This window comes from Planomonospora corallina (assembly GCF_042650625.1).
Taxonomy (GTDB): domain Bacteria; phylum Actinomycetota; class Actinomycetes; order Streptosporangiales; family Streptosporangiaceae; genus Planomonospora_B; species Planomonospora_B corallina.
In genome coordinates, this window is the sequence record NZ_JBHSBM010000011.1 from 650,754 (window position 1) to 675,618 (window position 24,865).

Sequence of the window (24,865 nt, forward strand, 5' to 3'; positions counted from 1 at the left end):
TACGGCGGCGGGCTCCCGGCGGTGCCGCACGGCGGCCGGGGTTCCCCTCGGAAGCCGGAAGGGACCGCGTCCCCGCCGGGAGCCGGTAGAGCAGGCCGGCTCTTCGCGGGAAGCCCGGAGGGAACGGGGTCAGCTCCTCGCGGGGAGCAGGTCGCGGACGACCTGGATGAGCTCGGCCGGGTCGAACGGTTTGGGCAGGTAGGCGTGCACCCCGATCTCCTCGCCGCGCCGCTTGTCCTCCTCCTGCGCACGGGCGGTGATCAGGACGACCTTGATGTGCCCGGTATCCGAGCCGCTCCGCAACCGCGAGGCGGTCGTCCAGCCGTCCAGCCTCGGCATCATGACGTCCAGCGTGACCACGTCGGGTTTCACGTCGAGCACCCGGTCGAGGCAGTCCTGCCCGTCGGTCGCGGTCTCCACCTGGAACCCCTCCAGGGTCAGGTTGACCGCGATGAGCTGCCGGATGACCTCGTCGTCGTCGACGACCAGTATCTTGCCCAGAACCTCGTCCACGGCCGCCAAGCTAACCCGTCCGGAACGATCATGCGAGGCTTTCGGCGGATACGGGCCTCCGACGGATCACGGGCTCCCTGACGGGAGACAGGGAGCGGCCCTTCACGGGCGGACTCCGCTCCCCACGGAGTTCGTCCCGGTCCCCCGTCCACAGACGGGCGGGTCGTCCGTCGGCGGTCCACAGAACCCGGCTCGGCCCCATGATGATCACCCCGCTCTGCGGATCCTGAGGCCTCGACCACCCCTGTCGAGCCCGAGGAGGTCCGCAGATGATCGCCGCTCTCGCCGTCGCCGTCGCCCTCACCGCAGCACCCGCGGCAGGCCCGGAGGCCTTCCGGGTACGGCCGGCGTGCCCGTCCTCACCCCACGGTCTCCCCGAGCAGCTCCGGCACTGGATCCCCCAGGAGGTGTGGACCATGATCACCGCCTTCTGCGGGAGCGGGGAAGCCGCGCACGGCACCGGCGCTTCGCGGAGGTGGGAGCCCGCGCTCCGGCCCGGACGCGTCCCCGATCCGGAAGATCCGCCCCGGTCCGGGGGTGCGTCAGGCCAGGGAGCACCGAGCGGCCCTGGGGGCATGGCCGGCTGGGGAGAGCCGAGCGGCCCTGGGGGCACGACCGGCCCGGGAGAGGGTGGTCGGCCATGGGATGAGGAAGGGGGAGCGCCACCAGGGCTCCGGCCCGGGGCCACATCCGGAGGTGAGCCCGGGCCCCGGCCGGACCCGCGTCCCGGACAGGGGAGGCACCCGGAGGCGGGCCCGTCCGAGCCGGGACCGGCGCAGCCGCCGGAGAGGCCGTCCGGGTCCAGGCCGTCACGGCCACCGCAGGGACCCCCGGTGCCGAAGCAGCGGGAGCTCCGGCCGGAGGAGGGGACGGCCACGCCCGGGCAGCGGGAGCCCCGATCCCCGGAACGGCCTCCCGCGATCCGGAACCGCCCCTCACCCGGCCGGACGGCGGTGGCGGCCGCACTCCGCCGGGTCGGCACGCCGTACGTGTGGGGCGGCGGATCGAGCGACGGCCCGACCCGGGGCGGCTTCGACTGCTCGGGCCTCGCCCTGCACGCCTGGGCCAAGGCGGGCGTCAAGCTCACCCACTACACCGGAAGCCAGTTCCGGCAGGGCCGCCGCGTGCCGTTCTCCCAGCTCCGTGCCGGTGATCTGGTCTTCTTCGGAGGCGGCACCGGAGACCCGACCCACGTCGGCATCTACGTGAAGGACGGCGTCATGGTCCACGCCCCCAAGGCCGGTGACGTCGTCAGGACCGTGAACTTCGCCGACTCCCCCTACTACCGCGCCCGCTACCGCGGAGCCGTCCGGCCCTCCACCGGCTGACCGGCCCATCCCCTGAGATCATCCGATGGGCTTCCGAGTTGCCGGTTCACCGCAGAATGCTGGTAGCCTAATCACTCGTTGGCCCCCTTAGCTCAGGGGATAGAGCACCGGCCTCCGGAGCCGGGTGCGCAGGTTCGAATCCTGCAGGGGGCACCAACGCAGGACCAGCGGGATCACGCCGCTGACCTGCACGAAGGACGCCAGAGCGGGCGGGACTCCAGTCTCACGGAGTCCCGCCCGTTCTCATTGGCGCTCGCTGTCTGTGGACCAGTTGCGGACCAGCCCGCACGAAGATCCAATCAAAATCACGGCTGGTTGGTTTGATCATGAGGCGGGTGGCGAAGAGCTGTCTGTCAAGCAGGTTACTCAGACGCAACTCACCAGAGATCCACTACAACGACCCTCAGGGCTTGCACCACCCCGCCACGTGCAGACTCAGGCAAACCATGCGATTTTGTTACTGACGCATGGGTGTTTGCCCGGTATTCTCCGAACCGTGCTCTCCGTAGACGCTAGATCTAGCCTTGAGAAAGATGGCTGGTTAGTCCTAGAAGGAGTAGGTTCCTGTGACGGCATGCAGCTTGCCGCTCAGCTAGGTGTTGTTCGCCAGAGGCAACCGCAGATGCTTAAGGCGCGAAGCCGAGAGGAAGCTTCCGCTTGGAGTCTGTCTGGAACATATGGCCGGGGCGCCTTTCCGTGGCACACAGACGGTGCAGTATCGGAAAAACCGCCACGGTACATAATAATGTGGTTAGCGGAATCTAGTGAAGATCCAGTACCGACGGAGATCTGCAACCCGTTTCTGCAGCTCGACTCGGAGATTTCTGGAATTGCTAGGCGTGCAATTCTCCGAGTTCGGTCCCAGGCGGGTCGGATTTCTTATCGCTCAATGGTAGAGAGTGGATCGCCTGGAGAACTTATGCGATGGGATCCCCGAACTTGCTTGCTGAGTCCTGGAGATTATAAGTTGCAGAACGCGATGGATAAACTTACTCCAGATGTGAGAATTTCCTGGAATTCTTCTCGAATACTCATAGTCGACAATTGGCGCAATGTGCACAGGCGTCCTGCGATTGAAGAGTCTGCCAGTCGTACGTTGTTTCGTATTTATTCCTACACGTAAAGGCGGAATGCATGTGGTCTTATATTGACTTCACGGCCAAGGCGAAGCTTTATTTCCGCAGGGCGGGTGAACATGACAGGGTAGATGAGGAGTTTTCGATTTGGCTACTTCTCGGCCTGGAGTTTCTGTTGCGCGCACCGTTGGCGCGAGCTAACCCTGTGCTATTGGCCGTTCCGGAGGGGCCTAGCGTGCTGCATGCAGCAGGTTTTGAGGTGGCAAACCAAGCGCCACGATCTATCCCCTATAAGACCGTATGTGAACGACTCAAGGTCGTTGTTCCGGACTTTACAAAAGTATTCGATGATGCGATGTACCTCGCGAATGTCAGAAACGAGGAGCTCCATACCTCGGCGGCGACACTCGCAAACCTCGATAATAGCTCGTGGATGCCTAAATTTCTTCGAGTTGTGGAAGTGGTATCGGACCATCTTCAGATCGATCTGGGAGATTTCCTGGATCCGTCGATAATTGAGCATGCGAGAGCTCTCGCTGATGCAGAAGATGTGAAAGTTAAGCGAGCCGTAGAGCTAAAGGTAAAGGAGTCGAAGGAATTTTATTTGAAGTTGCTTCCGCTTGAGGTGCAGCAGCGCCTCTCTGCGGCGGCGCCGGCTGGACATTATGAGAAAGTGCCTTGCCCTGCTTGCGGGCAGGAGGCGCGCGTGTTTATGAAGACTGTCAGGGAAACCCGGGAGCGTATCGAAGAAGACGACATCCTCACTGAAGAGGTGTCTGTCGGAACTGACTATGAGTGTCAGGTGTGTGGCCTTAAACTGACCGGTGTTCCTGAGCTTAAGGCTGTTGGTCTGCTTATAGAAAAAGTTCACACAATGGTTGCCGATGCAAGTGATCGGTTTGAAATTGATCACTATGATGGATATGAAGACTATGGGAATGATTGAGTCCAGCAAGAGCGGGCTATGCCGTCCATTGATCATTATTTGATGGCGGCTCATGGCTGGGTTTAATGGATTTGTCTCTTGCTGGATGATGACCCCAATGCCGTTTAGATAGGCATTTATGCTGGTAGCGTCCGCCGGGTGACGGAGTGGATCAAGGGTGCTGGGCCGGGCCGGCTGACGGATCTGGTGGGGCTGGGGGCGTTGACGTCGCTGGTACCACGGCAGCTCCTGGACGGGGCGATCGAGCTGCACGGATGCCGCGAGGAGCGGGTCCGGAAGCTCCCCGCGCATGTGACGCTCTACCTGCTGATGGCGTTGTGCCTGTTCGCGGACGACGACTACGAGGAGGTCGCGGAGAAACTGACCGGCTTGCTCACGGCGATGCCGGGAGTGCGATGGGAGCCGCCAACGCGGGGCGCGGTCACCCAGGCCCGGCAGCGGTTGGGGGCTGAGGTCGTTCGGGAGGTGTTCGAGCGCCTCGCCCGTCCGGCCGCGACGGAGGCGACCTCAGGAGCGTGGCTGGGGCGGTGGCGGTTGATGGCGATCGACGGGTTCATCCTCGATCTGCCGGACACGGCGGCGAACCTGGCGGAGTTCCCCAACGACAGCGCGGGCGGGCACGAGACGGTGTACCCGCAGGCCAGAGTGGTGGCGATCAGCGAGTGTGCCTCGCACACGATCGTCGCGGCGGACACCTCGGGTTGCTGGGACAGTGAGCAGACCCTCGCTTATTCGTTGTACGGGCGGCTCACGCCCGAGATGCTGCTGACCGCCGACCGCGGCTTCTACAGCTTCCGCGCCTGGCAATACGCCTCCTCGACCGGCGCTCAACTGCTGTGGCGTGTCCAGGCCGGCCTGCACCCGTACCGGCTGGAAGACCTGGACGACGGGTCCTGGCTCGCGGTCATCACCAAGCCTGCCAAGCTGCGCCGATCGCAGAAGGACCGGCTGCGAGAGGACGCCCGCCGTGGCCGTGAACCGGATCCGGACCTTGCGGCGATCGTCCGGGTGATCGACTACACAGTGCCCGACCGCAGGGGTGAGCGCATCCGGCTCATCACCACCATCCTCGATCCTGCGGAGGCGAGCGCGCAGCAGCTCGCCGCCTGCTACCAGGAGCGCTGGGAGGCCGAAACCGGATTCGCTCAGCTGAAGATCCACCTGCGCGGTCCCGGCAGGGTTCTGCGGTCGCGGACCCCGGATCTGGTCCGCCAGGAGATCTGGGCCTACCTCCTCACTCACTGGGCTCTGGCCACTCTGATCTGCACCGCAGCCACCGCGGCCGGGGTCGACCCAGACCGGATCAAGTTCCTGGCCACGCTCCGGATCGTGCGCCGCTCGGTCACCGACCGGGCGGCCTTTCCCCCTGAACCCGACCACGACCTGTGGTTTAGGACCGTTCATCACGTTGGACGGCCCCGCAACCGCAATCCCGAACGCCGCCACCGGACCTACCCCCGCTCCGTCAAGCGCACCCGGCGCAGCAGCTACCGCGAACGACGTCCCAGCGACAAGGGCATCCGTCACACGGGACCTCCCACCGTCCAGCTCCTTACGCTGACAGGCCCACAACCAGCACGATGACCTATCTAAACGGCATTGGGGTTGTACAAGACCGAGCTGATCCACCGGAAAGGCCCGTGGAAGGGCTTGGACGACGTGGAGATCGCCACGATGGAGTGGGTCGACTGGTACAACAACCGGCGGCTGCACAGCGCCTGCGGTGACCGTCCACCGGCGGAGTTCGAAGCCCTCTACCGAACGAATAACGGCCCGGTTATTCTCGCCGGAGCCAGGTAACCCGGCTGGTGTGCCCCTGGTCTTGTGGAGGCGGATTCTTGGATTCTTGTGCCACTCGTTGAGAGGAGAGTGGCATGGGACGAAGCGGCTACCCGCTCGAGTTCCGGCGCAAGGTCCTGGATCTCGTCGAGGCGGGACGCAACGTCACCGACGTCGCCCGTGACCTGGACATCAGCAGCCAGACGATCTACTCCTGGCGGCGGCAGGACCGCATCGACCGCGGTTTGGAGCCGGGCCTGACCAGCAGCGAGAAGGCCGAACTGGCCGCGGCCAGACGGCGCATCGCCGAGCTGGAGACCGAACTGCGGGCTACCCGCCGCGCGATCGAGCTGGTGACAGACGTGGTGCCCCCAAAAGGCGGTTCGAAGCGGTCGCGGTGATGGCCGGCGAAGCCATCCCGGTCGAGGTCGCCTGCCGGATCCTTCAGGTGTCGGTCTCGGGCTACTACGCCTGGCGGGACCGGCCGCCCTCGCAGCGGGCGATCCGGCACGCCTGGCTGACCGACCTGATCATCCAGGTGCACACCGACTCCCGCGGCACCTACGGCGCCCGTCGCGTACACGCCGAGCTGCGGCTGGGCCACAGCGTGCCGGTCAGCCACGGCGCGGTGGAACTGCTGATGCGCCGGGCCGGACTGGCCGGGGCCGCCGGCCGCCCCACGTGGCGGCGCAGCAAACCGGACCAGATCGCCACCGATCTGGTCGACCGCCAGTTCTCCCGGACCGGCCCGAACCAGCTATGGGTCACCGACATCACCGAGCACCCCACCCGCGAGGGCAAGGTGTACTGCGCGGTGGTGCTGGACGCCTACTCTCGCCGAGTGGTCGGCTGGTCCATCGACGCCTCTCCCACCGCCGCACTGGTCACCAACGCGCTCGGCATGGCCATCCAGTCACGCATCCCACCGGCTGGCACGATCATCCATTCCGACCAGGGCGTGCAGTTCGCCTCCTGGGCCTTCACCGAGCGGGCCAAGGCCTCCGGCCTGGTGCCCTCGATGGGCAGCGTCGGCGACTGCTACGACAACGCCATGATCGAGGCGTTCTGGTCCCGCATGCAGGTCGAGCTACTGGACCGTCAGCGCTGGAACACCCGGATCGAGCTCGCCAACGCGATCTTCGAGTACCTGGAGATCTGGCACAACCGGCAACGACGGCACAGCAGCCTCGGCATGCTGACCCCGATAGAGTTCGAGAACACGACCATCGTGGCATGACAATCCAGAAACGCGACTCCACAGGACCCGGGGCAGACCACGGCCTCCACGAAACTCGGCGCGGTTCACTCGCCACACCACTGAAGTGAGTTCATAGCCCCGAGGTTCGGTGGTTTATAGGAGAGTGGTGGCCGTGCGGGTGGTCCATGCGGTGTGAACTGCGCGGATGGCCTGTGCTGCCCGAATCCCCTTGCGAAGTCATCCCGCATATGTCCCGCACCCGCCGGGGCCAGCCATCACGTCACCCGGTGGCAAGACCCGACGGAGGAGGGCCGTGGCAGCCGATCACCCAGCCACAGCCAGCGGTCGTCACAGCCTGAGAACCCTGATTGCCTGGAAACCTCGTCGAACCACAGGCGTCCGCTGAAGTCACCTTGTTCGGCCTGCTTGTGATGTGCATCCTCCCACACTTGTTTGTCGGATAGCCCAAGGGTGTTGCGTTGGTGGGAGTCATCAGCGCCTTGTAGATGTCGGCGAGTTCCCTCAATCAACCGTCGGGACCGGCGTGGCGCAGCTCTTCAGCTTCCTCAGCGAGCTTGGCCGTCAGTGCGGGAACCGACTCTGCCTGATTGAGGAAACGGATCGTGGCTGTCCAGTCGGCGGCTCCGATGATCTTCGGATCCGGTCACAGATCAGCTTGACGTGGGCGATCCTCTGCCTATGGCTCAAAATGTAATCCTTCTGGGCGATACTGCCCAGGAGGATTACCGATGGATCTCGGCCAGTTGTCGAAGGGTTACATCAATCCGTAGAGCCGGTCGATCTTCCTGTCCAGGTCCCCGAGAATGCTGGACAGTACATCGGCGGCGCTCTTTAGTGACGAGGCCGCACGCGAGACGTCCGTCGTGGAGAGCACATCGGCGGCATACGAGAGCGACGAAGCCGTGCTCGAAAGATTCTGTACAGACAGCAGGTCGGCGGCATAGACCAGGCTGCTGGCGGTCCGCGCATCTGGACCTGGTGGATTTTCTTGCAACACTGCGATGATCCGGCGTAGTTCCTCAAGGGAGCCCGCCGTAAGCTCGCCCGTTTGTTCGAGTTGGTCGGCGATTGCCTCAAGTCGGGTGATCGGGGTCGTAAAGTACGCGCTGAGAAGATTGCCGAACTGCTCCTCGCTCATTGGAGCCAGGCGGGCGAGGGCTGGACCGTGTTTGCCTTCGTGCTTGCTTTTCCATTCACGTAAGAGCTCGGGCGGGTAGAGGCGTTCGCCGTCCTTCTTATCGTCGATGGCGGCGTGGTGGGCGAGACAGACGAGTATGAGGTTGGTGAACGCATCTCGTTGTTGCCGCTCTTCGTCGGTGGTGCATGGACGATAGCGAGGAGCGTTCGGTTTGACGGCGTGGATGTGGGCGATCTGGGCATTCTTTTTGAAGACGCCTGGCCGTACCTCGTAGACGACGGGGAAGGGGCATCCGGGAGCGTAACAGTAGCCGCTGCTAAGCGCCCAGAGTGCAGCCTGAACAGCGGCGGGAATCTCGCGTCGCGGTTGCGGAGTCACGCCATGATGATACGATGGATGATCTCCCTAATCAAGATGAGATGGGCGCTGCGATAAAAGTATTAAGGCCTGCATTAGTCCTGTAACAACAAGTACTGCCGCTGCTCTCGGGAATGCCCCTCTTGTGGGCGGGAGCCTCCGCTCTGGGTGCTCTTAGATGGTAACTGTCGTGGCTGATTCCGCCAAATCATTCTTCGGGTACCTGGATATATGGCACAACTTCCAGCGATGGCGCAGTGACCTCAGCGTGCTGATCTATGTGGCGTTTGAGAATAAGTTGACCACGGTTCCGGTCTCGTTCAACGGCGCTACGTCGTAATGGGGTTCGAATTGGTCGATTTCACAGAATACGTGCACTGTCGCCCCCAGTGGTCCGTATTATCGTCCGTGTGGCAGGTCATTCAGTTCCTTAATAACAAGGCCTGGCAGCTTCCTATCGGAATCATCTGTGTGTGCCTTGCCATACCCCGTGTGAGGGGCGTTGGCCGCGGCCAACTGAAGAGTCGCAGCGTGGCCAAGTTGCTGCCCTTGAAGCTGTGAAGGTAAGTCTCATTCGAGCATGGGACGAGGTCTGTCAGGCTGTTGGGCATGGCCGTGACGCAGCAGCTCGCCCGGATTTCGGGGCGGTGGTTGGACGCCTGCCGGACGTCGGTCGATGAGCTGGTCCTGCTGTGCTCGTTCGGGATGGCTCCTGCGAAGGACCATCTTGATCTGGACTGGGCACCCGGGCCGTTGCTGCGTATCGGCGAGCTGGTCTGTGTCGATCCCGATGCCCTGGCCGCGTTCCGTTGTGCGTTGGACGGGGACGAGGAGGTGAACCCGGCCTACCGGGACCATCCCCAGACCGTGTGGGAGCATCCGGTCACTGCGTTGGAGCCCGCCGCCGTCGCGGTGGTGGCGCCGCTGCTGCGCCGGGTAGGGGCGGCGATGATGACCGCTCTCGCAGCGTCCGACGGGGAGATCCTGGCTGCGGTCCGCGAGCTGCTTCCGGACGTGGAGCTCCCCCGGGAGTACATGCTCCGGCACCTCACCGCGTTGCTCGACTTCTACGACGGGGCCGCGGAGCGCGGACTGGCCGTCGTCCTGTGGTGGGACTGATGGGACGCACCTCAGGTGAGGGGTGCTCGGTCGCCGGCACCGGTGTGTGACTCCGCTCGAGACCGGTCCTGGGAGGCGGGTGCATCCGCTTGATGGGCATGGGCGACGAGCCGTACGCGGGCCAGAAAGTCTGGAGAGCGGAAGAAGCCGCAGGTCAGCGGGCGATCGGGGAGGGGCCTCCGGAGCCGGGTGCGCAGGTTCGAATCCTGCAGGGGGCACCAACCGAAGGCCAGGGCAGGCATCGTCTGCCCTGGCCTTCCGCTTGCTCCGGCGCCGGCCTGGCGGACCTCTCCGCACTCGCCCGGTCACCCGACCCCTTGGGGAGCATCACCGCGCGCCTCCGCTCACCCATCACGCTCAGCACGACCGTCGCCAGTGTGATCCACCCCCAGGCGGCCAAGGCGACTGTTGGCGATGGAAGTCCGCCTCTGGTCCCACATCGCCACGCAGGACCCGCCGGGTGGTTGCCGAAGGCCCAAAGTCCCTGGAAGTGGCACCCTACTGCTCTGCCCGACCCCGGCGCGGCGGCGGATCATCGGGATCCCGAGATGAGGAGCCGACATGTCCGCGGTGATCGTCGATGGACTGCGCAAGCACTACGGGCCGCTGCACGCGGTCGACGGGGTGAGCTTCACCGTCGCGGAAGGCGAGGTGTTCGCCCTGCTCGGGCCGAACGGCGCCGGCAAGACCACCGTGGTGGAGATCCTGGAGGGTCACCGCGACCGGGACGGCGGCGCGGTGTCGGTGCTCGGGCTCGACCCGGCCACCGGCGGCCGCGCCTACCGTGAGCGCATCGGGATCGTGCTGCAGGAGGCCGGCTTCGAGGAGGAGTTCACCGTCGCCGAACTGGTCCGGCTGTACGCGGGCTTCTACCCGCACCCACGCCGTCCGGACGAGGTGATCGAGCAGGTCGGCCTGGCCGACAAGCAGGACGCCCGGGTCCGCACCCTGTCCGGCGGGCAGAAACGCCGCCTGGACCTGGCGCTGGGCCTGGTGGGCCGGCCCGAGCTCCTGTTCCTGGACGAGCCGACGACCGGCTTCGACCCCTCCGCCCGGCACCGCGCCTGGGAGCTGATCGACGGCCTGCGCGCCCTGGGCACCACGATCCTGCTCACCACCCACTACATGGACGAGGCCCAGCACCTGGCCGACCGGGTCGCGGTGCTGCGCCAGGGACGGCTGGTGGCCGTCGGCGCGCCGGACACCCTCGGCGGGAGCGGGCGGGGCAGTGTGCTCTCCTTCCAGTTGCCCGAAGGCACGACTCCGGCCGACCTGCCCGTGCTCAGCGGGACGGTCGAGGCGCACGGCGCGGCGGTGGCCGTACGCACCGGGCAGCCCGCCCGTGACATGCACACCCTCACCGGGTGGGCACTGGAGCGGGGAGCGGAGCTGACCTCGCTGACGCTGTCGCGGCCGAGCCTGGAGGACGTCTACCTCGACCTCATCGAGGAGGCCGGCGGACGGTCCGGCCCGCTGCCCGGGCCCGGAGCCGCTTGCGGGCCCGCAACCGGGAAGGCGCCGGTCACCGAGGACACGCCCGCACCCGGGAGGCGGTCATGAACGTCAAGCTGGTCGCCCGCCTGGCCCGGCACGAGACGGTCTCCTTCCTGCGCACGCCGGTCGCGGCGTTCTTCACCGTCGCGATGCCGCTGCTGATGACGGTCATCGTCGGCGCGGCGGTGGGCGACGGGACCGTCGATCCCGCCTCCGGCGTGCGCGTGATGCAGTTCGTCGTCCCGGTCATGACCGTGTTCGGCATCGCCCAGGGGTGCTTCGGCGCTCTGGCCATCCACCTGGCCGACCTGCGCGACCGCGGCTACCTCAAGCGCATGCGCGGGACCCCGGTCCCGGCCTGGGCGGTGATGGCCGGTCTGGCCGGAGCGTCTCTGGTGATCGCCGCGGCGACGGCCGTCGTGCTGCTCGGGGCCGGGCTGGTCCTCTACGACGTGCAGCTGGTCTGGCGCACGCTGCCGGCGCTGCTGCTCACCCTGCTGCTGGGCACGCTGTGCTTCACCGCGCTCGGCTTCGCCGTCGTCGCGCTGGTGCGCGACGCGGGGGCGGTGCAGCTGATCGGCACCGGGCTGCTGCTGGCGCTGGCGTTCATCTCCGACATCATCCTGGTCGGCGCCCGGATGCCCGCCTGGCTGGAGACCGTGGGCTGGATCTTCCCGCTGCGCCACTTCGCCGAGGCCGTACGCGATGACTTCAATCCCTTCCTGCACGGAGCGGGCTTCCACGGTGACCATCTGGCCGTTCTGGCCGCCTGGGGTCTCGGCGCCGCCGCCGTGGCGGTGTGGCGTTTCCGCTGGGAGAGGCCGCGGACGAGCGTGAAGGCGGGGGTGGCGCGGACGGCGTCCGGTCCCGGATTCGCGGGGGCGGTGTCCGGTCCGGGATCCGCGGGGACGGCCCCCGGTCGCCCGCCGCGTCCGGAGGGCCGCCCCCCGGCCTGGCGGCTGATCGCCGACCAGACCGCGCACGCCGCGCTCAGGCTCCGCCGGGACCTGTCCACGGCCTTCTTCACCGTGGTGCTGCCGGTTCTGCTGCTGGTGCTCATCTCGCTGGTCTTCGGAGAGACGCGGGTGGAGGGGGTACGGCTGCCGCTGTTCATGCTGGCCGCGATGATCACCTATACGGTGGGGGTGTCGGCCTACGTCAACCTCGCCGAGGCCGTCACCGGGGACCGGGAGCGGGGCGTGGCCAAACGGCTGGCCGGCACGCCTCTGCCGGGCTGGGCCTACCACGCGGGCTGGATCTCCTGTGCGCTGTGGGTCACGCTGGTCACCGCCGTCGTGCTGTCGCTGGTCGCGACGTCCGGCTACGGCGTGCGGATCGGGCTCTCGGCGATCCCCGTGATCCTGGTGACGGTGCTGCTCGGGGTGGCGTGCTTCGCCGCCCTGGGAGTGCTGGTGGCGACGCTGGCGCCCCGCGCCCCGGCCGCGAACGCGATCACCCTGGGCACCTTCCTGCCGCTGGCCTTCGTCTCGGACGTGTTCGTCGTCGGCGGCCCGCTGCCCGGCGTGCTGGAGACGGCCGGGGACCTGTTCCCCCTCAAGCATGTCTCGCACGCGCTGCTGGCCGCGCTGGACCCGGCGGGCCGCCCCTGGCCGTGGGCGGATCTGGCGGTCGTGGCCGTCTGGACGGCGGGCGGCGTCCTGGCGGTCGCCGTCGCGAACGGCCGGCGGGTGAGAGGCGGTGTGTCGGCATGACGGAGACGGGTGAGAGGCGGTGTGTCGGCATGACGGAGATCCGCAGGACGGAGAGCAGCCGGAGGACGGGCACGGGAAGGAGATCGTCCGCGGGTTCGCCCGGCGTGCCCGCGCCGGGCCGGCGCCCGCGCCGAGTCGTGGACCGGATGCAGACGCGCCTGGTCGATCCGCTGGTGCGCCGAGTGCTGCGCACCCCGTGGCATGACCTGATCTCCCGGTGGGTCGTCCTGCTGGCCTTCACCGGCCGGCGCAGCGGCGCCACCGTCCAGGTCCCGGCGCAGTACGCCCAGGACGGCCGGATGCTGACGCTGGTCAGCAAGCGGTCGCGGGTGTGGTGGCGGAGCCTGGAGGGCGGTGCCCCGCTCCGGCTCACCCTGCGGGGCGTCGAGCGCACCGGGTGGGCGGATGTCAGCCGCGACCCTGAGCGGGTGCGCCCGGCGCTGCTGGCGGTGGGGCGGGCCATCGGCCGCGACGAGCCGGTCATGCCCGTGGAGGAGGCCGTCGCGGTCACCGTACGTCTCGATCCTCTTGATCCCGAGGCCGCCGCGGAGCCGCGACCGGCGGATGGGCGGTTGTGGCGACGCTGGTTCGCCGCGGTCACCCTGGGCGAGATCCTCGGCTTCGCCGTGCCCGCGCTGATCGCCGCCGCGGTGACCGCGTCGGACGCCGGGCCGTTGTCGCAGGCCGCCGCGATCGTGGCGGCCGGCACGGTCGAGGGCGCCGTCCTCGGTCTCGCCCAGGCGTACGCGCTCCGGACGGCACTGCCTGCGGTGCCCACCCGCGACTGGGTACGGGCGACGGCCGGGGGAGCGGCCGTCGCCTGGCTGATCGGATGCCTGCCGTTGGTGGCCGGTGACCGGTTCACGCAGTGGCCGCCCGTGCTGCTCGTGCTGCTCGGCACGGTGCTGCTGGCCTCCATGGGCGTCCTGCAATGGCGGGTGCTGCGCCGCCAGGTGAGCGGGGCCGCGTGGTGGGTGGCGGCGACGGCCGGGGCCTGGCTGGCCGCGCTGGGAGTGTTCGCCGCGGTCACCACGCCGCTGTGGCAGGAAGGCCAGCCGGCCTGGCTGGTCGCGGTCATCGGACTGCTCGGCGGTGTGACCATGGCGGCCACCGTCGCGGCGCTCACCGGGCTGGCGATCCTGCGGCTCCTGGTCGCCGGCCAGGGAGTACGCCGGCATGCACAGCCGCAGCAGGGTCAGGGTGACCACCGAGGTGGTGCCGCGTGAGTGCCTGGATCCCCAGAGCCGGCCGTCCCGGCCGAGGCGGCCGGCAGACCCCGGCCGCCTCGCGGCGGGCCTCCAGGCTCTCGCCGTCCGCCTGCGGGAGGGCCGGCACGCGGCGTACCGGGTGAGCGCCCACGCCGGCCGGAGCGAGGGGAGCAGCGGGGGGCGTCGGCCTGCGGACTGTGCTCATACAGCTCGACCGCCCGGGTGGCGTTCGGCGTCATGCGCTCCCATGCGGAAGAACCCGAGTTCCTACCGATCATTCTGAACCGATCAGGTTTTCCTGGAAGCCCCGTCGTGTCCCCGATCCCGGGGGAGCCGCAGGTTCGCCGTGAGACGTGTGGAGCCGCATTCCGCCCGTCGCGGAGAAGTGCGGTCCGGCCGGCGGGCGGGTGCTCTCAGTCGAGTTCGCTGAGGGCCGCGATGACGTAGCGGTGGATGCGGTCCTCCACCGGCTGCGGGACGTCCGTGAACCGCAGGCCGATCTCCATGGTGTTGTCGTGCGCCCGCTGGTGGACGATGGTGGCCCGCAGCGTCAGGGGCCGCTCTCCCGGCAGCGGGATGTCGACCTCGACGGGATCGCCCTGACCGAGAGGGGTGCTCCGCCGGGTGGAGCAGTGGGCGCCGGTCGTGCTCACGTCGATGATCTGCACGGTGTGGGCGCTGCCGGCCGACCGGATCAGGGTCTCGCCGCTGATCGGCGCCCGGGGGGCGTTGCGCCGCTCGAGCTGCTCGCTCAGCCGCGCCATGGTCGTGATCCGCCGGATCGCCCGGTCGAGATACTCCTTGAGCAGGTGGACGCTGGAGTGCTGCTCCCGGGTCATGGCGCCGACCCGGGAGGTCGCGTCGTCGAGGGTGCCGACGCCGCCGGTCACGTCGGTGAGCGCGCTCGTCATGGCGGCGGCGTTCTCCTCCAGCGAGCGGATGACGGCGGTGATCTCGCCGGCCGAGCGGTTCGTCGCCATGGCCAGTTCCTTGACCTCGTCGGCCACGACGCCGAACCCTCTGCCCGCCGCGCCCGCGTGGACGGCCTCGATCGTGGCGTTCAGCGCCAGCAGGTGGGTCTGGGCGGCGACGCCTGAGATGATCTCCGCCATCCCCTCCACCTTGCGGAGGCTCTCCTCCAGTTGCTCGACGGTGCCTCCGGCCCGCTGTCCCCGCTCGACGACGCGCCGGCTGAGGGCGTCGGTCGCGGTGACCCGCTCGTCGATGTCGTCGGCGATGGTGCGCAGTTCCTCGGTCTTGTCGGCCACGACCTGCAGTTCGTCCATGATGGCCGAGATGCTGCTATTGATCATCTTCTGGGCGCGTTCACGGGCGTGCTGCTCGTTGAGGCGCCGTTCGGCGTACGTGGCGTGGAGCTGCTCCTCCCGCTCGGTGGAGAGCCGCACCAGTTCCGCGCTCTGGGCGGCGATCGTGTCGAGCATGCCGTCCATGACGCGGCCCAGCTCGCCGATCTCCCAGCCGTGTCCGGAGCCGATGCGCGCCTCGCGGTCGCCGGCGGCGAGCACGGCCTCGGCGGCCTCCCGGAACGACCGGATCCGCCGGTGCTCCCGCCGCTGCGTCAGGAGCACCGCCGCTCCGCTCAGGGATGCCGCCACGGCCACGGCGACGAGGGACCGCTGCTGAGCGGCGAGGCCGAGCGCGATGGCGACCAGGACGACGGGACCGAGGAGGGAGAGGGCGGTTCGCCGGGGGGCATGGCTCATGGTGCCTCCATCGGCAGGTGCCGCCGGGTCCTTAGGCCGGTCATCGGTCCGGTCATCAACCTGGTCGTCGGTCCGGTCATCAGCCTGGCCATCGGCCCGGTTGTCAGCCTGGTCATCGGCCCGGTCTCCGGCGCCGGTCGCCGCGCCGGTCTGCGGCGGGTTCGATGCCCCGCGGCCCGCGGGCGTGCGCGGTGAGGACGCCGCCGCCCGACCGGCGACACCCTTGGCTACCTTATTTTCCTCAAACTAACCTGTTGTTCCCTAAAGATGAGGAATATAGAGTATTTTCATGACAGGCAGCTTCTACTCCGTGGAACAGGTCGCCGAACACCTGGGACTGCACGTGCGGACCGTCCGCAACTACGTGCGGGACGGCCGGCTCCCCGCGATCCGCATCGGCAAGCAGTACCGGATCGCGCACGAGGATCTGGAGGCGTTCACCGGCCGCCCGGTGCCCGCGCCCCGACGTGACGCGCCCCGGCGTGACGCGGCCGGGCGGCAGCGGCACACCGAGGTGTCGAGCATCGTGGAGATCGACGCGATCGGCCCCGAGACGGCCGACCGCCTGGGCACCCTCCTCGTGAGCTCGGCCACCGGCCACCGCCCGGGCGGCCAGCGGCTGCGGATCGAGACGGTCTACGACGCGGAGAGAGGCCGGATGAAGATCGTCATCCTGGGGGGCCTGAGCGAGACGGCCCGGCTGCTCGACTACGTGGAGGGAGTGCTCGGGTCATGAGCACGATCTACAGATCCGAGGCCGGCGCGGACGAGATCCGGCGGCGCTACCAGGAGGCGCTGAGCGCCTGGCCGGTCCCCGCCGAGCACGTGCGGGTGCCCACCCGCGAGGGCGAGACCTTCGTCGTCGTCTCCGGCCCGCCGGACGCGCCTCCCGTGCTGCTCCTGCACGGCTCGGGGACGAACGCGGCGATGTGGCGGGGCGACGTCGCCTCCTGGGCACGGCACTTCCGCGTCCACGCCGTCGACCTCGTCGGCGAGCCCGGCCTGAGCGCGCCGTCCCGCCCGCCCCTGGACACGGACGCCCTCGCACTCTGGCTGGACGACGTGCTGGAAGGGCTCGGCGTCACGACCGCCTCGATCGTCGGGGCCTCCCTCGGCGGCTGGCTGGCGTTGCACTACGCCACCCGCCGCCCGGAGCGGGTCAGCCGCCTGGCGCTGCTCTGCCCCGGCGGCCTGGGCCGCCAGCGCACGGGCTGGATGGTCAAGGCCCTGCTGCTGCGCCCGTTCGGACGCTGGGGACTGCGCCGGTCGGCGCGGCTCGTGGCGGGCCTGCGGTCACCGCGGGACCGGCCGGTCCTCGACCACGTGGTGCTGACCTTCGCGCAGTTCAAACCGCGCACGGAGCGGCTGCCCGTCTTCCCCGACGAGGTGCTGCGCGGCCTGACCATGCCCGTGCTGGTGATCGTCGGCGGCCGCGACGCCATGCTCGACTCCGAGGAGACCGCCCGGCGGGTGCGCCGGTGCGTCCCGCACGCCACCGTGCGCCTCCTGCCCGAGACCGGGCACACGATCCTCGGCCAGACCGAGCCCGTCGCGGCGTTCCTGCGCGGCGCCGTGCCCGGCGGCGCGCCGCCCGCCCCGGAGGCCGGCGACGCCTGACGGGATGCGGGACCGGGACGGAGCGCGGCGGGTGCTTGTCGGACCCGGTTGAGAGGATGCCGGGCATGACAGGATCTGACCCGAAGACGGACCTTCACCACTACCTGCGCAGCGCCCGCGAGGCCCTGCTGTGGAAGCTCGACGGGCTCTCCGAGTACGACGTCCGCCGCCCGCTGACGCCGACCGGCACCAACCTGCTGGGGCTGGTCAAGCACGCGGCCGGCGTCGAGCTGGGCTACTTCGGCCTCGCTTTCGGACGGCCCGTCGAAGCGCCGGCCTGGTTCGCCGAGGACGCCGAACCCAACACGGACATGTGGGCGACCGCCGAGGAGTCGCGCGAGGACGTCGTCGGGTTCTACCACCGGGCGCAGGCGCACGCGGACGCGACGATCGAGGAGCTGGACCTGGACGCGGTCGGCCGGGTGCCGTGGTGGCCGGAGGGCCGCAACGAGGTGACGCTCCACCGGATCCTCGTCCACGTGACCGCCGAGTTGCAGCGGCACGCCGGCCACGCCGACATCGTGCGGGAGCTCGTCGACGGCGCCGCCGGGCTGCGGGAGGGCAACAGCAACCTGCCGGAGCAGGACCGGCAGTGGTGGCAGGCCTACCGCGACCGGCTGGAGCGGGCCGCCCGGGAGGCCGGACGGAGCTGATCCCGCGCCCCTGCGGTGCGGTGGGAGGACCGGGAGGGCTTTTCGGCCGGTCCACGACGGACCTCCTCGCGTTATGCGATCATCCCGTCATTTTCCGTGATGGTGTGATGGAAGGCGTGACGTGGCGCGGGAACTCCACGGCTTCGAGATCGAACCCGGAGTCCGATGGGGGCGACCGGTGACCGAGCCTGACCGGTCTCCGGAGGACCGCGGCGTGGGCCGGTCGACCGGCGGCTACTTCTCGATGATGTCCGTCAGCGGGAGCGGCCGGTTGAGGTTGGCGGGGGCGTTCCACTTCTGCAGTTCGGAGCTGCCGCAGGCGGCCACCTTCGCCTTGCTGGTGCCGTCGCTGTGCGTGTCGGGCTTGAGCGCGTCCAGATCCGTCGGGGTGAGGCAGTTGCCGTAGGCGTCCATGATGCGGTAGCTCGTGGTGTAGTCGCCGGTGTCGCCGTACACGGTCCAGGTGAGGTTGGCCGGGAGCGAGCCGGTGGCGTTGCAGGCGGTCAGCGTGACGTACTGGTTGGCCGCGGTGGAGTTGGGGCTGCGCAGGCAGTACCCGGTGTTGCTGTCGTTGACGGTGCGAATGCGGCCGGTGGCGCTGATCGCGGGCGCGGTGACCTTGGGGAACGACCACTTCTGGTTCCAGCGGACGTTGCCGTCGGGTGCCTGCTTGCAGAACCAGACGATCATGTACGGCCGGCTCACCTGGAAGTCCGTGACGTCCAGGCAGCGGCTGAACTGCTTGAAGTTGACGAGCTGCCCGGTGGCCACGCCCGCCATGCCCGTGCCGACACCGGCCTGGGGGCGGAAGACGTTCCTGTCGAACGCCCTGCCGCACGAGCCCAGCACGACGGCGCTCCCGGCCTGACCTGGGCTCTTGAGGCTGAAGCAGTAGCTGTTCATGGTGACGCCGTTGCTCGTGCCCTGGAAGCTCGAGTTGTCGTTGAGGCTCCACTGCTGGCGCGGCGTGCGGCGGTCCTGACATGGCTGGAACTCCACGGCCGCGTTCGTCCGCTGTGACTCACCCGCGTCCAGGCACATGCCCAGCGGTGCGTCGTCCGGCCTCTCGGAGCCGACCAGCTTCAGGCCCAGGTCCTCGGTGTAGACGAACTGCTGCTCGCCGGCGCCCGGCTTGCACGGCTTCATGAGCAGGTCGGTGCCGTCCGCGGGAGAGGTGGCGGGGCCGGCGTCCATGCAGAGCGGCGTGGTGGTGGGCTGGGCGACGGGGATCGCCCCTCCGGCGATGTTGGCGTTGGTGGTCTGGAAGGCGTACGTCGCCTCGATCGTCCGGGTGCCCGCGGTACCGGGTCCGACAGCGGTCTCCGCGGTCTCGGCGCCGGTGGAGGTCAGTCGCGCGGTGGCCGGCACGTCCAGCGGGGGGCATCCCAGGTCGGTGCCGTCGACGTCCAGATAGGCGATCTTCACCTGGTAGCGGAGGGAAGTCTCCCCGCTTCCCGGCAGGCCGCCGGAGAGCTCGCACGAGGGCAGCCGCTCCACCAGGCCGTTGTTCTCTTTGTCCTTGGCGGCGCGGATCTGCCCGAGCGCGACGTCGATGCCGGTCTGGGCGGCGTGCAGCGCCTGCACGCGCTCGGAGACACCGCGGGTGGCCGACATCTGGTTGAGCACCACCGGCACCAGCAGCGCGCTCAGCGAGATCCCGATCAGGGTGAGCAGCAGGGCCACCGGCATCGAGCCCCGCTCGGAGGCCCGAGAGGAAAGGGAGACCCGGGCGCGGGCACTCCACGGCGAACGGCCGCGCATCGGCATACGGGTCACGACGGTCTCCCTTCGGAGCACTTGTGGGTGGCGGGGGTGTCCCGGGAGGTGTTCAGGGCGGTGAAGGAGACGTCGAGGTTCGCGGCGCCGGACTTCTCCCCGGTGCCCACCCGGGCGGTCAGGTGCAGCTCCAGCCGCTGGAAGTCGGGGGCGAAGTCGGCGCCGACGGCGCTCCCGTTCCCGCGGTCCGGGGTGGATCCGGCCTTCTGCAGCGTGAACGGCGGCTCGGCGCCCCCGGAGGGGGGCTCGGCGGCCAGGCCGTCGGTCGCGATGTACGACGCCAGCGTCTCGCCCGGCGCGCGTTCCGCGGGCGGCGAGCCCGCCTCCCAGCGGCGCAGCTGCAGGACGCCCCGGTCGAGGTCCAGCAGGAGCTGCCCGCACCGGGTCTCCTCCTTGGTGACCGGGTCCTTGGCGGCGAACTCCACGTACCGGCGGCCGCGGATCGGGCGGCTCGGCTCGGAGATCCAGGAGGCGTAGCGGATCTCCTTGTCCAGGCGCTGGAAGGCGACGTGCAGCTGGGACTGGGCCGAGGCCACCGCCTCGGTGGTGTCGACGGCGCGGTAGACCTGCAGGACGCCGGCCGTGAAGACCGCCATGAACACGCCGAGCACGCTGAGGGAGACCATGACCTCGACCAGCGAGATGCCGGCGTCCCCTGCGGGCCGGGCCCGCAGGGGGAGCGGCCCACCGGTCCGGGTGCGGGACACGGCCGGCGCCGCGGGCCGGAGCCCGGACGGCCGCCCTGCCCGCGGACGGGACACGGCCGGCCGTCCGGCCCGGAACCAGGAGGGGTGCGGTACGGCGCGCATCACTGCACCGTCCAGGTGAACATCAGCGTCGCCGCCTTCTGGGGTGAGTCCGTCACGGTCAGCGTGACGGTGTAGGTGCCCGGGGTGGTCGGCGTTCCGGTGATCTTTCCGGTGTGCCTGCCGGTGGAGTCGATGGACAGCCCCGGCGGCAGACCCTCCGCCGACCAGACGTCGTAGCCGCTGTTGCTGCCGCCCGCGGCCTCCAGCGAGAGCCGGAGCCACCGGTCGGCGGTGCTGACCTGGTCGGGGTCGTCCGGGTCGGGGAGCACGATGGTGAGGTCGTTCGGCTGCCGCGGCAGGACCCGCCAGAGGAACGTCGTGGACGCCTTCTCCCCGCGGCGGTCCCTGACGTGGACCGTGGTGAGGTACCGGGCCCCCTGCCAGACGGTGCCGTAGATCTCACCGGTCGAGGGATCGATCCGCAGGCCCTCCGGCAGGTTCTCGGCCGACCAGGTGTACGGGCCGGTGCCGCCGATCGCGGTGAGCTTGAAGCCGGCGACCCAGTCCCGGATGTAGTTCGTCCGCGTCCCCGCGGCGGCGAACCTCGGCGGGTCCACGACCTCCCAGGAGAAGGTCACGGTGTCGGTCTTGCCTCCCCTGTCGGTGACCTTCACGGTCACCGTGGTGGTCTGCCGGGTCGTCGCGGTGCCGGAGATCGTCCCGGTGGCCGCGTCGATCGACAGGCCGCCGGGCAGGCCGGTCGCCGACCAGGTCAGCGGAGCCCGTCCGCCGGTCGCCGTCGGTTTGAGGGTGGCCTTCTCACCGCGGAAGGTCTTCTGGTCGCCGGGGCCGGCGATCTCGGGCAGGGCGTACACGGTCCAGGAGAACTGGGTGCTGTCGGCGTCCTTCACCCGGTCGGTGACGGTGGCGGTCACGGTGGAGGTCCCCGCCTTCGCCGGCGTGCCGGTGATCAGGCCGGCGGGGGAGACGCTCAGACCGTCGGGCAGGCCGGTCGCCGACCAGGTCAGCGGGAGCCGCCCGCCGGTCGCGGTGAGCTGCAGGTCCACCGGATCGCCGAGGTAGTCGTGCCGGGCCTCGGGGTCGGCCGCCGCGGGCGGGGGCCGCTTGATGTTGAAGATCGCATCGGCGGACGCGCTCGTCAGGGTCGAGGTGACGTACGTGCACCCCTCGGCGGGGCAGCCCTTCTGCTGCCAGGAGACCGCGACCACCACCCGGAAGAACGGAACGTCCGCCTTGCCGGGAGCGGGGTCGGGGGAGTCGGGGTGCTCGCAGGACACGCCTGTCGTGTCCCCGGCCTGCTGGCGGCAGCGGCCGACGTACCAGGAGCGGGCGTAGTCCAGCCCGTTGACCGTGGTGGTGTCGGGCGAGGTCGGCAGCGGCGCGGAGACGCCCGCGGTGGAGCTCTCGGGCAGCATCGGGTCCCAGTCCGGCTTCATCGTCCGCAGGTAGGGGTCCACGGCGTCCGGGGCACTGTCCTGTTGCGCCGTCGTGGCGAGCTTGCTCCGGCCGGACAGGACCGTCGACCCGGTGAGAGCACGCACCCGGTCGACGCCGTCGGCGGCCAGCTGGATCGCGACCTGCCGGGTGCGCTGGCGGCCGGTGAAGTCCAGCGAGTTGGTGAAGAACACCGTCAGCGCGGACATGACGATGCCGATCACCACCAGGGCGGCCAGCATCTCCACCAGGGTGAAACCGGCGTCACCGCGCACGGCGGCACGGCGCGCGGCCAGGCGGTCCGCGACCGTGCGACGCGTCGCCGTACGGCACACGGGCGCGGGGCTGCCGCCGGCGGCGGGGGCGGCGGGCGTGTTCCGCGCCCCGGCCGCCCGGCTGCGGGCTCGGCCGGCTGGCATCACGCCTCCTGGTCTCGGTCTGGTTCCCGTCACGGGTCTGCCGGCCGTCACGGGCTCTGCTGGTCGTCGTGGGCGCGGTGGGCGGTGGGCGGTGGGCGCCCGCCGCGAGGGCGGGCACCACTGCCAATCGGCCGGGACGTGCCGCTGTTTAGGGGTGCCGCTGTCCGGGGGACGCCTCAGGAGCCCTGCGCGGCGGTGTCCGGCGAGGCCGTCTCCGCAGGGGCGTCCGCCGCCGTCTCGGCGGGCACCTGCGAGGCGACGAAGATCTTCAGGTTGACGACGGTGCTCTGCCCGTCGGCGAGCGTCCCGCCGCCGGAGTCCTCGGCTCCGTCCCCGCCCCCGTCCTCGGCCTGGGCGGTCAGGCTGGTGACCAGCACGGCCCGCGGCTGGTCGTGCTGGATCTCGTCGAGGAACGCCTCCACTTCGGCGGCGCTGCCGGTGACGGTCACCGCGACGGGCAGGTAGTGCATCTGGGCGCCGGAGGCTTCGGTCTGGACGGGATCGCCGACGTTGACCCCCTGGACGAAGGCGTCCGTCGCCTCGCCCGCCTGCTGGAGCTGGCGCAGGAACTTCTCCGAGTCGGCCGTCGTGGGCAGCGCCTGGCGCGCCGTCGCCAGCTCGGCCCGGTAGCGGGGGAGGTTCTCGTTCTCCCGGCGCAGGTCGGCGAGCTTGCTGCGCAGGGTCGCCATCTGCACCTGCATGGTCTCGGCGTCCGCCTGCAGGCGGTCGGCCTCGTCCATCTCCGGGCTGATGAGGACGAACCAGCCGGAGAGCAGGAGGAGGACGGCGGCGAGCAGGCCGCCGATCATCCAGAGCCGGTCCTTGCGTCCCGAGATCATCAGTTCCCCTCCCCGGGCTCGGTGGTGTACCGGCCGCCGAACGCGGCGTCGGTGATGTCGACGCGCACCGCGAACTCCACCCCGGACTCCTGCTCACGCGCGTCGGTGAGCAGCGCGTTGCCCAGGCCGTCGACCCCTCCGAGGGCGTCGACGTAGCGGGCCACGGACTGCTTGCCGTCACCGGTGCCGGTGATGCTCAGCTCCCCGGCGATCTTCTCGCCCGAGGTGTTCAACCTGCTCGGGTCGGCCGAGGCGTCACCGCCGGCGGCCCGTTCGTTGATCTTCGCGCTGATGCTGGCGACGCCCACCCCGTCGGGGGCGGCCCGGCGGACGGAGGCGAGCAGACCGGCCCAGTGCGTGTCGTCGGCGAGCAGGACGGACAGCTGCGTGTCGATGCTCTCCGCCTGCGCCCGGGTGGTGACGAGCTCGGCGAACTCCTGCTGCTGCCGGGTGAGGATCTGCACGTCGGCCTGGGCGGCGGCCGCGTCCTCCTCCATCCGCATGGTCTGGTAGCGGACCGAGCCGTACCAGCCGGCCATCAGCAGGACGAACACCAGCAGGACGGACAGGACGATGGAGCGGACCCGGCGGTCCCGCCGGGCGGCCACGATCTCCGGCGGGAGCAGGTCGGCCGCGACGGAGAGCATCCGGAACGGGTCCTGCGGGGCCGGCTCGGCGACGGGTAGGGTGAAGGTCTCGGTGGTCATCAGGCTGCCGCTCCCAGGGCGAGGCCGATCGAGACGGCGGAGGCCGCGTAGAACCGGTCCAGGTCGTCGTGCTTGTCCCGGCGGCTGCGGCGGACGCGCACGGTGGGCTGGGTGCGCACCACGTCGACGCCGAGCTGCGTGTGCAGGCTCTCGTCGAAGCCGGGCATCAGCGTGCCGCCGCCGGAGAGGGCCACCCGGGCCGGCCGCTTGCCGGAGCCGAGGTAGGTGAAGGAGCTGCGGATCTCGCTGATCAGGGGCCGTACGGCCTCGCGGACCACATCGGCGTTCTCGGCGTCCGGGCCCTCGAGGTCCTCGCGCACGCCGACGCGGCGCTTGAGCTCCTCGGCCTGGGCCAGGTCGAGGCCGAGCCGGGTGGCGACCGCCTGGGTGACCTCCGTACCGCCCCGGGGGAGGGTGCGGACGATCAGCGGCACGCCGTCGTTGTGCACGACGAGGCTCGTCGCGCTGGCGCCGATGTCGACGATGGCCTCCACCTGCGCGTCCAGGCACGAGATGGCGCGCAGCAGCGCGAACGAGGCGAGGTCCACACGGGCCACGTGCAGTCCGGCGTCCTCGACGGCGCGCACCATGCCGACGACGGCCTCCTTCGGCGCGGCGATCAGCAGCCCGCGCACCGTCTCGTCGCTCTGCTCCTCCAGCGGGAAGAAGTCGAGCAGCGACCGGTCGGGCGGGAGCGGCAGCGCGTCGCGCACCTGGAACGGCAGGGACGCGCGCAGCTCGCGGGCAGGGAGGTTGTTCAGGGACATCTCGCGGACCACGGTCTGCGGGTTGGTCACGCCGAGCACGACCTTGCGGGTGTGGAACTTCGTCGCCGACCAGAGCCGCTTCAGCTCGGCGGTGAGCGGTCCGGGGTCGTGGACGGTGCCGCCCTGCACGACGCCCGGCGGCAGGGAGGCCATCCCGGCGCGGGTGACGAACGGACCGTCCTTGCCGCGTGAGGTCTCCACCGCGCGGATCGACGTCGAGCCGATGTCGAGTCCGATGGGGGTGACGGTGGCCATCAGGTGCTCCTCTTC

General features: G+C 69.5%; 19 protein-coding genes, 1 tRNA gene and 2 pseudogenes. 13 read left to right on the top strand and 9 right to left on the bottom strand.

The window, feature by feature from the left end:
- Window positions 1-129 precede the first annotated feature (129 nt).
- Window positions 130-492, bottom strand: coding sequence for a response regulator transcription factor (locus ACFOWE_RS07775; protein ID WP_377286471.1), 363 nt, complete (start codon window positions 490-492; stop codon window positions 130-132).
- A gap of 854 nt (window positions 493-1,346) precedes the next feature.
- On the opposite strand from ACFOWE_RS07775, the gene ACFOWE_RS07780 reads away from it, so the two are divergent.
- The 6 genes and pseudogenes from ACFOWE_RS07780 to ACFOWE_RS07805 all read left to right on the top strand — a co-directional run bounded on the left by ACFOWE_RS07780 (window position 1,347) and on the right by ACFOWE_RS07805 (window position 6,879).
- Complete coding sequence (locus ACFOWE_RS07780) at window positions 1,347-1,841, top strand: C40 family peptidase (RefSeq protein ID WP_377286388.1); 495 nt, start codon at window positions 1,347-1,349, stop codon at window positions 1,839-1,841.
- Window positions 1,842-1,922: 81 nt separating this feature from the next.
- A tRNA-Arg gene (locus tag ACFOWE_RS07785) sits at window positions 1,923-1,997 on the top strand.
- A gap of 978 nt (window positions 1,998-2,975) precedes the next feature.
- Window positions 2,976-3,863, top strand: a complete 888-nt coding sequence (locus ACFOWE_RS07790; protein WP_377286389.1) for a hypothetical protein — start codon at window positions 2,976-2,978, stop codon at window positions 3,861-3,863.
- Window positions 3,864-4,001: 138 nt separating this feature from the next.
- Window positions 4,002-5,447, top strand: coding sequence for an IS4 family transposase (locus tag ACFOWE_RS07795; RefSeq protein WP_377286390.1), 1,446 nt, complete (start codon window positions 4,002-4,004; stop codon window positions 5,445-5,447).
- Between the two features lie 9 nt (window positions 5,448-5,456).
- Window positions 5,457-5,663 (top strand): annotated as a pseudogene (locus ACFOWE_RS07800) (integrase core domain-containing protein); the annotation flags it as partial.
- Between the two features lie 74 nt (window positions 5,664-5,737).
- Window positions 5,738-6,879, top strand: a pseudogene (locus ACFOWE_RS07805) (IS3 family transposase).
- A gap of 736 nt (window positions 6,880-7,615) precedes the next feature.
- On the opposite strand, the gene ACFOWE_RS07810 reads toward ACFOWE_RS07805, so the two are convergent.
- A complete protein-coding gene (locus ACFOWE_RS07810; protein ID WP_377286391.1) occupies window positions 7,616-8,377 on the bottom strand; it encodes a hypothetical protein in 762 nt (253 codons plus the stop codon).
- A gap of 588 nt (window positions 8,378-8,965) precedes the next feature.
- Between ACFOWE_RS07810 and ACFOWE_RS07815 the strand changes: the two genes are divergently transcribed.
- The 4 genes from ACFOWE_RS07815 to ACFOWE_RS07830 all read left to right on the top strand — a co-directional run bounded on the left by ACFOWE_RS07815 (window position 8,966) and on the right by ACFOWE_RS07830 (window position 13,907).
- Window positions 8,966-9,475, top strand: coding sequence for a hypothetical protein (locus tag ACFOWE_RS07815; protein WP_377286392.1), 510 nt, complete (start codon window positions 8,966-8,968; stop codon window positions 9,473-9,475).
- Between the two features lie 561 nt (window positions 9,476-10,036).
- Window positions 10,037-11,035: an ABC transporter ATP-binding protein gene (locus ACFOWE_RS07820; protein ID WP_377286393.1), complete on the top strand. Its 999-nt coding sequence runs from the start codon at window positions 10,037-10,039 to the stop codon at window positions 11,033-11,035.
- Window positions 11,032-12,681 (top strand): ABC transporter permease, encoded by a 1,650-nt coding sequence (locus tag ACFOWE_RS07825; RefSeq protein WP_377286395.1) that lies wholly within the window; start codon window positions 11,032-11,034, stop codon window positions 12,679-12,681. The genes ACFOWE_RS07820 and ACFOWE_RS07825 overlap by 4 nt, the downstream gene beginning before the upstream one ends.
- Before the next feature lie 146 nt (window positions 12,682-12,827).
- Complete coding sequence (locus ACFOWE_RS07830) at window positions 12,828-13,907, top strand: hypothetical protein (RefSeq protein WP_377286396.1); 1,080 nt, start codon at window positions 12,828-12,830, stop codon at window positions 13,905-13,907.
- 395 nt (window positions 13,908-14,302) lie between these two features.
- Here ACFOWE_RS07830 and ACFOWE_RS07835 read toward each other — a convergent pair whose 3' ends face one another.
- Entirely contained in the window at window positions 14,303-15,613 is a 1,311-nt protein-coding gene (locus tag ACFOWE_RS07835; protein WP_377286398.1) for a methyl-accepting chemotaxis protein, read from the bottom strand.
- A gap of 289 nt (window positions 15,614-15,902) precedes the next feature.
- Here ACFOWE_RS07835 and ACFOWE_RS07840 point away from each other — a divergent pair, with 289 nt between their 5' ends.
- The 3 genes from ACFOWE_RS07840 (at window position 15,903) to ACFOWE_RS07850 (ending at window position 17,883) form a co-directional block, all read left to right on the top strand.
- The gene (locus ACFOWE_RS07840) at window positions 15,903-16,349 is read left to right on the top strand and encodes a helix-turn-helix domain-containing protein (RefSeq protein WP_377286399.1); all 447 of its coding nucleotides are present in this window, start codon (window positions 15,903-15,905) and stop codon (window positions 16,347-16,349) included.
- Window positions 16,346-17,230 (top strand): alpha/beta fold hydrolase, encoded by an 885-nt coding sequence (locus tag ACFOWE_RS07845; protein ID WP_377286401.1) that lies wholly within the window; start codon window positions 16,346-16,348, stop codon window positions 17,228-17,230. The genes ACFOWE_RS07840 and ACFOWE_RS07845 overlap by 4 nt, the downstream gene beginning before the upstream one ends.
- Before the next feature lie 65 nt (window positions 17,231-17,295).
- On the top strand, window positions 17,296-17,883 hold the full coding sequence (locus ACFOWE_RS07850) for a DinB family protein (protein WP_377286403.1): 588 nt from the start codon (window positions 17,296-17,298) through the stop codon (window positions 17,881-17,883).
- 234 nt (window positions 17,884-18,117) lie between these two features.
- On the opposite strand, the gene ACFOWE_RS07855 is transcribed toward ACFOWE_RS07850, so the two are convergent.
- The 6 genes from ACFOWE_RS07855 to pilM form a co-directional block, all read right to left on the bottom strand.
- A complete protein-coding gene (locus ACFOWE_RS07855; protein ID WP_377286472.1) occupies window positions 18,118-19,650 on the bottom strand; it encodes a ricin-type beta-trefoil lectin domain protein in 1,533 nt (510 codons plus the stop codon).
- 5 nt (window positions 19,651-19,655) lie between these two features.
- Window positions 19,656-20,366 carry a PilW family protein gene (locus tag ACFOWE_RS07860; RefSeq protein ID WP_377286405.1) on the bottom strand — a complete coding sequence of 237 codons (711 nt, stop codon included), beginning with the start codon at window positions 20,364-20,366 and terminating at the stop codon, window positions 19,656-19,658.
- 101 nt (window positions 20,367-20,467) lie between these two features.
- Window positions 20,468-22,282, bottom strand: a complete 1,815-nt coding sequence (locus ACFOWE_RS07865) for a putative Ig domain-containing protein (RefSeq protein WP_377286406.1) — start codon at window positions 22,280-22,282, stop codon at window positions 20,468-20,470.
- Window positions 22,283-22,458: 176 nt separating this feature from the next.
- Window positions 22,459-23,121: a type 4a pilus biogenesis protein PilO gene (pilO, locus tag ACFOWE_RS07870; RefSeq protein WP_377286408.1), complete on the bottom strand. Its 663-nt coding sequence runs from the start codon at window positions 23,119-23,121 to the stop codon at window positions 22,459-22,461.
- The gene (locus ACFOWE_RS07875; RefSeq protein ID WP_377286410.1) at window positions 23,121-23,828 is read right to left on the bottom strand and encodes a hypothetical protein; all 708 of its coding nucleotides are present in this window, start codon (window positions 23,826-23,828) and stop codon (window positions 23,121-23,123) included. The genes pilO and ACFOWE_RS07875 overlap by 1 nt, the downstream gene beginning before the upstream one ends.
- Window positions 23,828-24,850, bottom strand: coding sequence for a type IV pilus assembly protein PilM (gene pilM / locus ACFOWE_RS07880; RefSeq protein WP_377286411.1), 1,023 nt, complete (start codon window positions 24,848-24,850; stop codon window positions 23,828-23,830). Before pilM ends, ACFOWE_RS07875 begins: the two co-directional genes overlap by 1 nt.
- Window positions 24,851-24,865: the final 15 nt, after the last annotated feature.

Bases quoted from the DNA above. Each gene is read 5' to 3' on its own strand.
- ACFOWE_RS07855 (WP_377286472.1), bottom strand. From the start codon at position 19,650: ATGCCGATGCGCGGCCGTTCGCCGTGGAGTGCCCGCGCCCGGGTCTCC.
- ACFOWE_RS07830 (WP_377286396.1), top strand. From the start codon at position 12,828: ATGCAGACGCGCCTGGTCGATCCGCTGGTGCGCCGAGTGCTGCGCACC.
- ACFOWE_RS07875 (WP_377286410.1), bottom strand. From the start codon at position 23,828: ATGACCACCGAGACCTTCACCCTACCCGTCGCCGAGCCGGCCCCGCAG.
- ACFOWE_RS07790 (WP_377286389.1), top strand. From the start codon at position 2,976: ATGTGGTCTTATATTGACTTCACGGCCAAGGCGAAGCTTTATTTCCGC.
- ACFOWE_RS07825 (WP_377286395.1), top strand. From the start codon at position 11,032: ATGAACGTCAAGCTGGTCGCCCGCCTGGCCCGGCACGAGACGGTCTCC.
- ACFOWE_RS07850 (WP_377286403.1), top strand. From the start codon at position 17,296: ATGACAGGATCTGACCCGAAGACGGACCTTCACCACTACCTGCGCAGC.
- ACFOWE_RS07815 (WP_377286392.1), top strand. From the start codon at position 8,966: ATGGCCGTGACGCAGCAGCTCGCCCGGATTTCGGGGCGGTGGTTGGAC.
- ACFOWE_RS07845 (WP_377286401.1), top strand. From the start codon at position 16,346: ATGAGCACGATCTACAGATCCGAGGCCGGCGCGGACGAGATCCGGCGG.
- ACFOWE_RS07840 (WP_377286399.1), top strand. From the start codon at position 15,903: ATGACAGGCAGCTTCTACTCCGTGGAACAGGTCGCCGAACACCTGGGA.
- ACFOWE_RS07865 (WP_377286406.1), bottom strand. From the start codon at position 22,282: ATGCCAGCCGGCCGAGCCCGCAGCCGGGCGGCCGGGGCGCGGAACACG.
- ACFOWE_RS07835 (WP_377286398.1), bottom strand. From the start codon at position 15,613: ATGAGCCATGCCCCCCGGCGAACCGCCCTCTCCCTCCTCGGTCCCGTC.
- ACFOWE_RS07820 (WP_377286393.1), top strand. From the start codon at position 10,037: ATGTCCGCGGTGATCGTCGATGGACTGCGCAAGCACTACGGGCCGCTG.
- pilM (WP_377286411.1), bottom strand. From the start codon at position 24,850: ATGGCCACCGTCACCCCCATCGGACTCGACATCGGCTCGACGTCGATC.
- pilO (WP_377286408.1), bottom strand. From the start codon at position 23,121: ATGATCTCGGGACGCAAGGACCGGCTCTGGATGATCGGCGGCCTGCTC.